Source organism: Archangium sp. (assembly GCF_036389735.1).
In the GTDB taxonomy this organism is placed as follows: domain Bacteria; phylum Myxococcota; class Myxococcia; order Myxococcales; family Myxococcaceae; genus Archangium.
The window spans coordinates 1-9363 of the sequence record NZ_DASVWK010000224.1 but is presented as its reverse complement, the minus strand read 5'-3'; the positions used below and the strand labels follow the sequence as shown (position 1 = coordinate 9363).

Annotated in this window: 8 protein-coding genes; 3 read left to right on the top strand and 5 right to left on the bottom strand. The window is 68.3% G+C overall.

All coding sequences use genetic code 11. From position 1 onward, the window contains the following. The 5 genes from VF794_RS08295 to metF form a co-directional block, all read right to left on the bottom strand. The coding region (locus VF794_RS08295; RefSeq protein WP_331108644.1) for a TonB-dependent receptor at positions 1 to 1650 on the bottom strand (1650 nt) is incomplete at its 3' end. 206 nt (positions 1651 to 1856) lie between these two features. Next, on the bottom strand, positions 1857 to 2309 hold the full coding sequence (locus tag VF794_RS08290; protein ID WP_331108643.1) for a hypothetical protein: 453 nt from the start codon (positions 2307 to 2309) through the stop codon (positions 1857 to 1859). A 21-nt stretch (positions 2310 to 2330) separates the two neighbouring features. Then, positions 2331 to 3218, bottom strand: coding sequence for an alpha/beta hydrolase (locus VF794_RS08285; RefSeq protein ID WP_331108642.1), 888 nt, complete (start codon positions 3216 to 3218; stop codon positions 2331 to 2333). A 192-nt stretch (positions 3219 to 3410) separates the two neighbouring features. Then, positions 3411 to 3833, bottom strand: coding sequence for a hypothetical protein (locus VF794_RS08280; protein WP_331108641.1), 423 nt, complete (start codon positions 3831 to 3833; stop codon positions 3411 to 3413). Then, positions 3830 to 4702, bottom strand: a complete 873-nt coding sequence (metF, locus tag VF794_RS08275; protein WP_331108640.1) for a methylenetetrahydrofolate reductase [NAD(P)H] — start codon at positions 4700 to 4702, stop codon at positions 3830 to 3832. The genes VF794_RS08280 and metF overlap by 4 nt, the downstream gene beginning before the upstream one ends. A gap of 117 nt (positions 4703 to 4819) precedes the next feature. Between metF and gcvT the strand changes: the two genes are divergently transcribed. The 3 genes from gcvT (at position 4820) to gcvP (ending at position 9331) form a co-directional block, all read left to right on the top strand. After that, entirely contained in the window at positions 4820 to 5905 is a 1086-nt protein-coding gene (gene gcvT / locus VF794_RS08270) for a glycine cleavage system aminomethyltransferase GcvT (RefSeq protein ID WP_331108639.1), read from the top strand. 44 nt (positions 5906 to 5949) lie between these two features. Then, positions 5950 to 6339: a glycine cleavage system protein GcvH gene (gene gcvH, locus VF794_RS08265; protein ID WP_331108638.1), complete on the top strand. Its 390-nt coding sequence runs from the start codon at positions 5950 to 5952 to the stop codon at positions 6337 to 6339. A gap of 82 nt (positions 6340 to 6421) precedes the next feature. Continuing rightward, positions 6422 to 9331: an aminomethyl-transferring glycine dehydrogenase gene (gene gcvP / locus VF794_RS08260; protein WP_331108637.1), complete on the top strand. Its 2910-nt coding sequence runs from the start codon at positions 6422 to 6424 to the stop codon at positions 9329 to 9331. Positions 9332 to 9363: the final 32 nt, after the last annotated feature.

The following is a 9363-nucleotide window of genomic DNA, read 5'->3' as shown; positions in this document are numbered from 1 at the left end:
CGCGGACACGCCGCCCGCGAGGATGAGTGTGGGTGCGAGCGCCACCGCGTCACCGTTACCGGCGTTCCGCACGTAGGTGGCGTGCGTGAGGGTGGCATCCGCGTCCGCGAAGAGCCAGGGGAGTACCTTGAGCCGGGCCTCGGCCTCCACTCCCTGACGGCGGGTGGCGCCACGCGCCTCGGTGGTGCCCTCGTCGCCCACCCAGACGAGCTCGCTGTCCAGGTCGAGCCGGAACACCGAGCCGGCGAGGTCCAGCCGGTCGAACAGTCGCGTGCGCGCGCCGAGTTCGTAGCCCCGGGCGCGTGTCAGGGGCGTCACCGGCTCCGGCAGGCGCACCACGCCGCGCGCGTCGTTGGAGTGGAAGCCGTGGCCGTAGTTCACGTACAGCTCGGCGTCCGGGAGCGGGGTGAGCACGAGGCTCGCCTTGGGCGAGAGGCGCGAGGCCTGCTCCACGCCCGAGGTCTTCGTGCCGGGTTCGGTCAGGTTCTCGCGGTGGTCGTCCACGTCGAAGCCGAAAGCGTCCGCGCGCAGGCCGAGCACCGCGCGCAGCCAGGGGGTGAAGGTGATGTCCTCCTGCGCGTACACCCCGAGGCCGCCCTCGCGGATGCTCGTGTCCACCACGGTGTTCAGCCTTTCGCGGGCTTTGGCGTCATGCAGGCCGTTATCGATGCTGTCGCTGCGCAACTGCGTGCCGAGCGTGGTGTCGAAGGTGAGGCCCGCCCACTCGCGCCGGAAGCGGTAGCTGGCGTTGAAGCCGAGCATCGTGCGCCGGTCATCCTGCTCGATCATGTCTCCGTTCGCGGGATCCCGGCTGAAGAAGGTGAAGTCGGAGTAGAGGTTGAGCCGGTACTGCACGGCGTACGCCAGGACGTTCACCTCGCCAGCGTCGGGGGAGCGGGTGCTCCAGGTGGCGTAGGCGCTGTGGCGCTGCGAGTTGCCGCCCTCGGTGCCGTTCACCGTGCCGAAGCGATCCAGCCGCCCGGCGCGGACCTCGCGCAGGGGAAGCTGGCCGCTCGCGTTCCAGCCACTGGCATACGAGGTGAGCGCCAGCGACAGCATGGAGTGCTCCGAGAGCTGGCGTCTCACCTGGGTGAAGAGACTGTAGCGCTCCAGCCTCTCGGGGCTGAGGAAGGGGCCGGCGGTGCCGTACACCTGCCCGGCCACCACGGATTGCCAGCCCTCCACGTCCGGGGCGGCGATGAACAGCCCTCGCCAGGTGGAGAACGAGCCGCCCCCCAGCGTCACCTGGCTCGCCTCGAAGTTCCGGCGCGTCACCAGGTTCACCGCGCCCGCGGTGGCGAAGTCCCCGTCCTGCGCGAAGTACGTGCCCTTGCGCACCTCCACACGCTCGATGAGCTCGGGGATGAGCCAATTGAGGTCCGCGTAGCCCTGGCCGTGTCCGTGGCTCACCATGTTGACGGGCACGCCGTCCACGTAGAGCGCCACGTCCGTGCCGTGGTCCGCGTCGAAGCCGCGCAGGAAGTACTGGTTGGCCTTGCCACCGCCCGCGTGCTGCACCGTGTAGAAGCCCGGTACGACCTGGAGGATGTCCGCCGGGCGCGGGTGCGGACGCAGCAGGAAGTCCCGATCCCGCACCGTGGACGACGAGGCCGCGGTGAAGGGCCGCCGCGCCGTCACCGTCGTTCGCATGCTCGTGGGCTCCTCCGGAGCCTGGAGGGTGGGGGACTCGGCCTCGGGCTCGGTTTGGGGCTCGGCGGACTGCGCGAAGGAGGGAACGGCGGATGCAAAAATAGCGAACACGGCCACACGGGCCGCATGTGAGGACAGCATGGGAGAACGACCTCGAAGTCGTGGGGAAACGAAGGAGACGCGGACGACTGGAAAGTCGGCGTCTCCTACGGGCCCTGGGGCATCGCGGTCGGACGAAGGGGGTCTCCCGGGCGTGGGCGCTCCTGCCCCGGGAGCAGGGGGAGGGTCTCTACCCAGGAGACCCACATGCGGGGCAGGGCGGCCGAGGGCAGCGCTACCGCATGGAGGTGTTCGACACTGCCAGCGCCGTGCGTATGGCCGGCGGGTGTCTCCCCACGCCCGTTCTTCCCGTGCTTGTCGGAGGGCGCGTGCGAGTGCGGCGTGCGCTCGTCGTGTGGAGCGGGGAGCTCGGGAGGAGGGGGCTCATTCGAGCCCACCCGCTGGTGGGTGACCCAGGCCCGGGCCGTGGGGGTGGCGGAGGAGGGGGCTGCTCCACCGTGCCCGTAGAGGGCATGGAGCACCGGCGCGCATGCGAGGCCATACACGGCCACCAGAAGGCCGAGCCAGCCCAGATCGCGACGGTCCTCCCTGCTCAGCAAGGCAGAGCGCTCCTCGGACGACTACCGCCGCATGTGCTCGCGGATGAGCTGGCTGACGAGCTCCGGCTGCTCCAGAGAGACCGTGTGAGTGCCCTCGGGGATGCGCCGGAAGGTGAGGTCGGGCGCGAGTTCCTCCAGGCCCCGGAGGCCGTCCGGCAGGAGGTAGGGATCCTTCTCTCCATGGATGAAGAGCACCGGGACGCGGACCACGTACCTGTCCTGCGTCAGGCCCTCCATGAGGTTGCTGCCGCCCGGGTTGCCCTGGTCATCCGGAGGCCCCAGCCGCGCCGCCCGGTAGTAGTTGAGCGCGCAGGTGATGGCGCCCGGCTGCTTCCAGGCGCTGAGCCACGCGGCCATGTCCTCGTCCGTGAACGTGGCGCCGTTCTTCTGGGCCTCACCCAGGAGGGCCTGCTTCGGCCACGCGCAGTTGTCGCCCAGGACCATGGCCTCGGCCGCCGGGGTGCGGAAGAAGAGCATGTACTGGCTCGCCTGCTGCTGGCGGGGGTTTTCGCGCAGCTCGCGGTCGAGCAGGGCGGGGTGCGTCATGTTGATGGTGACGAACCGGCTCACGTACTCCGGGTGGCGCTGCACGAAGCTCCACCCCAGCAGCGCTCCCCAGTCCTGGCACACCAGGGTGAACTTCTTCAGCCCCAGGTGCTCCGCCAGCGCGCGCACGTCCTCCACCAGGTGCTCGATGCGGTACTGCTCCACGTCCGCCGGCTTCGAGGTGAGGTTGTAGCCCCGCAGATCCGGGGCGATCACCCGGTAGTCCCCGCCCAGCTCCTCCAACTGCTTCTTCCAGACGCCCCAGTACTCGGGGAAGCCGTGCAGGAAGAGGATGGGCTCACCCGCACCGTACGTCACGTAGTGCATACGGATGCCGTTGAGGTCTGCGTGGTGATGCTGCAAGGACCCTCCCTGGACGGGTGTGGCTTCGAGGTGGGGAACGCTTCGCTCCAAGAGTTCTCTAGTGGACAGCATGAGATGACTAATCTCAGCTAAGGTAGAATTTTGCAATGAGGTTGTTTTCCGCAGATGTAGGCCCAGGGCCCCACCGGGAAGGTAGGCCCTGTCCAACGGCGTGCGGAGCGGGAGGCCCGGTCAGGAGAAGTGCTGCTTCACCTCGGGCATGCTGAGGACCCACAGCATCCACGCGGCGAAGGGGAGACCCAGGCAGCAGGTGGGCGTCAGCGGGAGCACGGCGGTGATGGCGCCCACCGCCACCAGGCCCCAGTTGCGCAGGCTGAAGGCGCTCAGCGCGCCCCAGATGGTGAGCACCCCGGACACGATGGCCCCGAGCGCGGTGAGCACCACGGGGATGGTGACCGGCGCCTGCGCGGCGGCGGCCTCGGTGCCCTGGTTCGGCAGCACCTGGTAGCCCAGGAACATGGCGGCCAGGGTGATCAGACAGAGGAGGATGTTGAGGGCGCCCACGCACAGCAGCAGGAAGGCGGGAGGACGGATCTTCCGCAGCGCGGGCATCCGCGGATCATTCAAGGGGACGTTGAGTCCGGGTCCACTCATGTACGGGCCCTCAGGGCGCTCACGATCATCCGCGTCGCCGGAGACTTGTTGAGCGTGTAGAAATGGATGCCGGGAACGCCGCGCGACAGCAACTCCATGCACTGCACCGTGGCGTGCGCCACGCCGAGCTGCACCACCGCCTCGGGCTGGTCCTTCACACGCTCGAGCTGGAGCGCCAGCCGCATGGGCACGGTGGCTCCGCACATGCGGGTGAAGCGGTGGACCTGCTCGTAGTTGGTGATGGGCATGATTCCCGGGACGATGGGGACGTTGATGCCGACGCGGCGCGCCCGCTCCACGAAGTCGAAGTAGAAGGCGTTGTCGAAGAAGAGCTGGGTGATGACGAAGTCCAGTCCCGCGTCCACCTTCTCCTTCAGGTTCCGCAGGTCGTCATCGCGGGAGACCGTCTCCACGTGGCCCTCCGGATAGCACGCCCCGCCCAGGCAGAAGTTGAAATCCTCCTCCCGGATGAAGCGCACCAACTCGGTGGCATGACGAAAACCCCCCGCCACGGGCTCGAAGGTCTTCTGTCCCTGGGGCGGGTCCCCGCGCAGCACGAGCACGTTGTCCACCCGGGCGTCCGCCAGCCGCCGCAGCACCTCGCGCAGCTCCTCGCGGGTGTGGCCCACGCACGTCAGGTGCGCCATGGCCTCGATGCCCGTGTCGCGCTTGATGTGGCTGACGAGCTCCACCGTCCTGTCCCGCGTGCTCCCGCCCGCTCCGTAGGTGACGGAGACGAAGCCCGGCTCCAGGGGCGCCAGGTCCGAGAGCGTCTTCAGCAGGTTGGCCGTCCCCTCGTCGGTCTTCGGCGGGAAGAACTCGAAGGAGAAGCACGGGTCGGACGGATTCAAACGATTACGAATCTTCATGACGCGACCAGTCTAGAACGTCCCAGGCGAGTCCCCGAGAGCCTTGATTGAAGAAGGTGCGCGGTTATAGTCCGCGCCGTTTTCACCCCCCCCTACCAGGACACAGGAGAGAGAACCATGGCCCGGCGCACGCCCCTCAACGAGGCCCACCGCAGGCTCGGTGGGCGAATGGTGGATTTCGTCGGCTGGGACATGCCGGTGCAGTACAGCTCCGTCATCGCCGAGCACGAGGCGGTGCGCACCGCCGTCGGTCTCTTCGACGTGTCTCACATGGGCGAGATCGAGTTCACCGGTCCCGGTGCCCTCGAGACGGCCAACAAGCTCATCACGAATGATCTGTCCAAGTGCGCGGACGGTCAGGCCGTCTACGCCGGCCTGCTCAACGAGCAGGGCACCTTCGTGGACGACGTGGTGGCCTACCGCTTCTCGCCCGAGCGGATCCTCATCGTCGTCAACGCCTCCAACAAGGACAAGGACTTCGCCTGGATGCAGTCGCGCGCCGAGGGCGTGAAGCCCGTGGATCGCAGCGACGACTTCGCGCAGATCGCCGTGCAGGGCCCCAAGGCCGTCGGGCTGGTGCAGCGCCTCACCCCGGTGGACCTGTCGAAGATCGGCACCTACCGCTTCGCCGAGGGCGCGGTGGCCGGCGTGCAGTGCCTCATCTCGCGCACCGGCTACACGGGTGAGGACGGCTTCGAGCTGTACTGCGCCCCCGGGGACGCCGAGAAGCTGTGGGAGGCGCTCCTCGAGGAGGGACAGCAGGACGGCGTGAAGCCCTGTGGCCTGGGCGCTCGCGACAGCCTCCGCACGGAGATGAAGTTCGCCCTCTACGGCAACGACATCGACGACCAGCACACCGCGCTGGAGGCGGGGCTGGGGTGGATCTGCAAGCTGGACAAGCAGGGCGGCTTCATCGGCCGCGATGTGCTGGCGAAGCAGAAGGCAGAGGGCGTGAAGCGCAAGCTGGTGGGCTTCGAGGTGACCGGCTCCGGCATCCCCCGCCACGGCTACCCCATCCTCAAGGACGGACAGCGGGTGGGCGAGGTGACGAGCGGCACCATGGGTCCCATGGTGAAGAAGCCCATCGGCATCGGCTACGTGCCCGCCGAGCTGGCCGCCGAGGGCTCGACCTTCGATGTGGAGATCCGCGGCCGCCCGGTGCCCGCCGTCGTGGTGAAGACCCCTTTCTGGAAGAAGTCTTGAGCAACCCCAAGCCTTGAGCAGCCCCCTTTTCGAGGAGCACGGACATGTCCGGTGAGATTCCGCAGAACCTGAAGTACACGAAGGAGCACGAGTGGGCCCGCGCCGAGGGCACCCGGGTCGTGGTGGGTGTCACCGCCCACGCCCAGGAGTCGCTCGGAGACGTGGTGTACGTGGAGCTGCCCAAGGTGGGCTCCTCCGTCACCGCCGGCAAGCAGTTCGGCGTCATCGAGTCCACCAAGGCCGTGTCGGACCTCTACTCCCCGCTGAGCGGCAAGGTGGTGAAGGTGAACGACGCCCTGACGGACAGCCCGGCCACCATCAACTCGGACCCCTACGGGGCGGGGTGGATCGTCGAGCTCGAGCCCTCGGACAGCAAGGAGCTGGCCGGGCTCATGGACGCCGCCGCGTACGGGAAGCTGCTTCAGAACTCCTGAGTCATCGGGTGCCTGAACGGGCCTGGGTCCTTTGTTACCTAGGCCTTTCGTTCCACCACCCGCACTGCGAGTGCTCGAACCTATGTCTTTGAACTGGAAATACCAGGAGTCGTTCGCCGACCGGCACATCGGGCCGGATGAGACGGAACTGCAGGGGATGCTGAAGACCCTGGGGGTGGGCTCGCTCGACGAGCTCATCGACCAGACGGTCCCCGCCGCCATCCGCTCGAAGGAGCCGCTGAAGCTGGCCGCTTCCCAGCCCCAGTCCGAGCATGACGCGCTCGCGTTGCTGGAGACCATCGCCGCGAAGAACCAGCTGTTCCGGTCCTTCATCGGGATGGGCTACTACGACACCCAGGTCCCCAACGTCATCCTCCGCAACATCCTCCAGAACCCGGGCTGGTACACCCAGTACACGCCCTACCAGGCGGAGATCGCCCAGGGCCGTCTGGAGGCACTGCTCAACTACCAGACGATGGTGATGGAGCTGACGGGCCTGGAGGTGGCCAACGCCTCCCTGCTCGACGAGAGCACGGCCGCCGCCGAGGCCATGGCCCTGGCGCTGCACGCCAAGGGTGACGGCAGCGGAGGCGCCTTCTTCATCTCGGAGATCTGCCACCCGCAGACCATCGACGTGCTGCGCACCCGCGCCCAGCCCCTGGGCGTGGAGGTGGTGGTGGGCGACCACCGTACGGTGGACCTGGGCGCGAAGAAGTTCTTCGGCGCGCTGGTGCAGTACCCGGCCACCGACGGCGTGGTGCACGATTACCGCGCCTTCGGGCAGAAGGTGCACGCGGCGGGCGGTCTCTTCGTCGTCGCCACGGATCTGCTGGCCCTGACGATGCTCACCCCGCCGGGTGAGTTCGGCGCGGACGTGGCGGTGGGCAGCGCCCAGCGCTTCGGCGTGCCCATGGGCTACGGCGGCCCACACGCGGCCTTCTTCGCCACGAAGAACGCCTACACCCGCGTCATGCCGGGCCGCATCATCGGCGTGTCCGAGGACGCGCAGGGCCGGCGCGCGCTGCGCATGGCGCTCCAGACGCGCGAGCAGCACATCCGCCGCGAGAAGGCCACGAGCAACATCTGCACCGCGCAGGTGCTGCTGGCCATCATGGCCGGCATGTATGCCGTGTACCACGGGCCCCGTGGCCTCAAGGCCATCGCCGAGCGCGTGCACGGGCTGACGGTGCTGCTGGCGCGCGGCCTGACGAAGCTGGGCTACGGCGCCAACTACGAGAACGTCTTCGACACGCTCCGCGTCGAGGCCGCGCCGCCGCACATCCGCAACATCCTCGCGGCCGCCGAGGCCAAGGGGATGAACTTCCGCCGCATCGACGAGCGGGCCATCGGGCTGAGCCTCGACGAGGCCACCCGCCCGGCCGACGTGGAGGCCATCCTCGCCGTGTTCGCTGGCGCCAAGCCCCTGGGCTTCACGCTGGACGAGCTGGGCAAGGACCTCAAGAGCACCCTGCCCGAGGCCCTGCGGCGCACCAGCCCGTACCTCACGCACCAGGTCTTCAACAGCTACCACTCCGAGACGGAGATGCTGCGGTACATCCGCCGCCTCGAGTCGCGTGACCTGTCGCTCACGCACTCGATGATTCCGCTCGGGTCGTGCACGATGAAGCTCAACGCCACCGCGGAGATGATTCCGGTGACGTGGCCGCAGTTCGGCAAGCTGCACCCGTTCGCGCCCAGCTCGCAGGCGGCGGGCTACCGCGTGCTGTTCGAGCAGCTGGAGCAGATGCTGGCGAACATCACCGGCTTCTCGGGCGTGTCGCTCCAGCCCAACGCGGGCAGCCAGGGTGAGTACGCGGGCCTGCTCGTCATCCGCGCGTACCAGCAGAGCCGGGGCCAGGGGCACCGCAACATCTGCCTGATTCCCTCCTCGGCGCACGGCACCAACCCGGCCACCGCGGTGATGGCGGGCTACCAGGTGGTCGTCGTCAAGTGCGATGAGAGCGGCAACATCGACGTGGGCGATCTGCGCGTCCGGGCGGAGGAGTACAAGGACAAGCTGGCCGCCCTGATGGTGACGTACCCCTCCACGCACGGCGTGTTCGAGGAGGAGATCAAGGACATCTGCGCCGCCGTGCACGAGCGTGGCGGACAGGTCTACATGGACGGCGCGAACCTGAACGCGCAGGTGGGGCTGACGTCGCCGGCGGCGATTGGCGCGGACGTGTGCCACATCAACCTGCACAAGACGTTCTGCATCCCGCACGGCGGTGGCGGCCCGGGCATGGGTCCCATCTGCGTGGCGAGCCACCTGGTGAAGTTCCTGCCGGGACACCCCGTCATCTCCACGGGCGGCAACGAGGGCATCGGGGCCGTGTCGGCGGCGCCGTGGGGCAGCGCCAGCATCCTGGTCATCTCGTGGATGTACATCGCGATGATGGGCGCCGAGGGGCTGACCAAGGCCACGAAGCTGGCGATCCTCAATGCCAACTACATCGCCGAGCGGCTCCAGCCGCACTACCCGGTGCTCTACCGCGGCAAGCGGGGCCGGGTGGCGCACGAGTGCATCGTGGACGTGCGGCAGCTGAAGAAGACGGCGGGCATCGAGGTGGAGGACGTGGCCAAGCGGTTGATGGACTACGGCTTCCACGCGCCGACGGTGTCCTTCCCGGTGGCGGGCACGCTGATGATCGAGCCGACGGAGAGCGAGTCCAAGGCGGAGATCGATCGGCTGTGCGACGCGCTGATCGCCATCCGTGGGGAGATCCGCGAGATCGAGGAGGGCAAGGCGCCCAAGGACAACAACGTCCTGAAGAACGCGCCGCACACGGCTCGGGTGATGACGGCGCCGGAGTGGAACCGTCCGTACTCGCGTGAGCAGGCCGCGTTCCCGGCGCCGTGGGTGGCCGATCACAAGTTCTGGCCGTCCGTGGGCCGCCTGAACAACGTGCTCGGCGATCGCAAGCTGGTGTGCTCGTGCCCCTCCATCGAGGAGTACATGACCCCGGAGCCCTCCAAGGCCGCCGTGGCGTAGTCACCGCCTCATCGCTCGCGGGGTCCTCTTCC